The following is a 2,170-nucleotide window of genomic DNA, read 5'->3' as shown; positions in this document are numbered from 1 at the left end:
GGGCGAGAGCGGCACCGGCAAGGAGGCGCTGGCCCGCGCCCTGCACGAGATGGGGCCGCGGGCGCCGAAGCCCTTCGTCGCGCTGAACTGCGCCGCCATCCCGGAGAACCTGCTGGAGAGCGAGCTCTTCGGCCATGAGAAGGGCGCCTTCACCGGCGCCGTCGCCCGCGTCATCGGCAAGATAGAGCAGGCGAATGGCGGCACGCTGTTCCTCGACGAGATCGGCGAGATGCCGATCACGCTGCAGGCCAAGCTGCTGCGCTTCCTGCAGGACCAGGTGATCGAGCGGGTCGGCGGCCGGCAGCCGATCCGCGTCGATGTCCGCGTCGTCTCCGCCACCAACCAGCCGCTGGAGGAGCAGATCGAGACCGGCCGCTTCCGCGGCGACCTGCTCTATCGCCTCAACTCCGTCACCGTCCGCATCCCGCCGCTGCGCGAGCGGGGCGGCGATGCGGTGCTGCTGGCACGGCTCTTCCTCGCCCGCTTCTCCCGTGAATTCGGCCGCCGGCTGCGCGGGCTGGACAGCGCGGCGGCGGCGGCGATCCTCGCCCATCGCTGGCCCGGCAATGTGCGGGAGCTGGAGAACCGCATCCGTCGCGCCACGCTGATGGCCGACGCCCAGCTCGTCACCGCCGCCGACCTGGAGCTGGCGCCGGCCGCCGGCGCGGCGGAGGCGGCGGAGCAGGATCTCGACCTGCGCGCCGCCCGGCTGCGGGCGGAGCGCGATACGGTCGAGCGGGCGCTGGCGCGCAGCAATGGCAGCCTCGCCACCGCGGCGCGGCTGCTTGGCGTCAGCCGCCCGACGCTCTACGGGCTGCTGGAGACCCATGGCCTCGGCGCCAGCCTGTCGCGCGCCGCGGAAGGCGCCGCCGATGCCGGGTGAGGTGCGGGCGGCGCGGTTGCCCGGCCCCGCGCCCGGGCCCGCCAGGGCCCCCACACGTCCTGCCCCTGCCGCGCCGGCCGGCCGGCGCCCCAACCTGCCGTAGCGGAGAACACCAGCATGGCATCGCCCCTTCCGCCCCGCCGCGCGCGCTGGCCCCTGCTGCTGGCGGGGCTGTTGAGCGCCGGCCTCGCCGTGGCCCCTGCCGCGGCCCAGCCGCTGGAGCGCGCCCGCGCCGCCCAGGCCCGCGGCGACATGCGCGCGGCGCAGATCGAGCTGCGCAACGCCGTCCGCCAGGACCCGAATTCCGCCGCGCTGCGCGCCGCCCTGGCACAGCTCAGCCTCGACATCGGCGATGCCGACACGGCGGAGAAGGAGGCGCGGGCGGCGCTGGAGCGCGGCTTCGACCAGGCGCGGGGCACCGCCCTGCTCATGCGCTCCTACATGCTGCGCAGCCGGCACCAGGAGCTGCTGCGGGACTTCCCGATCCCGGCGGGCGGCCCGCCCGCCCTGGCCGGGGAGGTGGCGGCGCACCGCGCCCTCGCCCTGCTGGCGCTGCGGGAGGTGGAGCAGGCGAAGGCGGCGGTGGCGGAGGCGCTGCGCCTCGCTCCCGGCTCCGCCCAGGCGCATATCGCCGCCTCCAGCCTCGCCCTGGCGCAGAACGACAAGGCGCTGGCGATGGCGGAGACCGAGCGGAGCCTCGCCCTCGACCCCGACCTGCCGGATGCGCTGCTGCGGCGTGCGGCGCTGCTCTCCGACCGCGGCGATACGGCCGAGGCGGTGGCGACGCTGGACCGGCTGCTGGCGAAATGGCCGGCCCAGATGCAGGGCCGCCTGATGCGCGCCGAGGTGCGGCTGCGCGCCAACGACCTGCCGGCGGCGAAGCAGGATGTGGAGGCGGTGCTGCGCGCCGCCGGCAACCATCCGGCCGCGCTGTACCTGCGCGCCGTGCTGGCGGCGCGGGAGCAGGACTGGCGCAGGGCGGATGAGGCGCTGCAGCGCCTCGGCTCCACCCTGGGCAGCATGCCGGAAGGCTTCCTGGTGCTGGCCACGGTGAAGCGGGCGCTGGGCCAGAACGCCCAGGCGCTGGACGCGGCGGGGCGCTATGCGGCGCGGCGGCCGGAGGATCCGCGCGGCGCCAAGCTGCTGGCGGTGATGGAGATGGAGGCCGGGCGCCCGGACAGCGCGGCCGGCGCGCTGGAGCGGCTGCTGCAGCGCGGCCCGGTGGATGCCGAGGCGCTGGACATGCTGGGCCGCGCCCGGGCGGCGGCGGGCCGGCCGCGGGAGGCG

General features: G+C 76.7%; 2 protein-coding genes. Both read left to right on the top strand.

The genetic code is table 11. The annotated features are described in order from the left end of the window. The coding region (locus tag NJ376_RS27525) for a sigma-54 interaction domain-containing protein (RefSeq protein ID WP_252956555.1) at nucleotides 1-883 on the top strand (883 nt) is incomplete at its 5' end. 117 nt (nucleotides 884-1,000) lie between these two features. Beyond that, nucleotides 1,001-2,170 (top strand): tetratricopeptide repeat protein (locus NJ376_RS27520; protein WP_252956554.1); only part of this gene is annotated, 1,170 nt, incomplete at its 3' end.

Origin of the sequence: Siccirubricoccus soli, assembly GCF_024178315.1 — a bacterium.
Lineage (GTDB): Bacteria > Pseudomonadota > Alphaproteobacteria > Acetobacterales > Acetobacteraceae > Siccirubricoccus > Siccirubricoccus soli.
The sequence above is the reverse complement of the archived record's forward strand: the minus strand, read 5'-3'. Positions and strand labels throughout refer to the sequence as shown.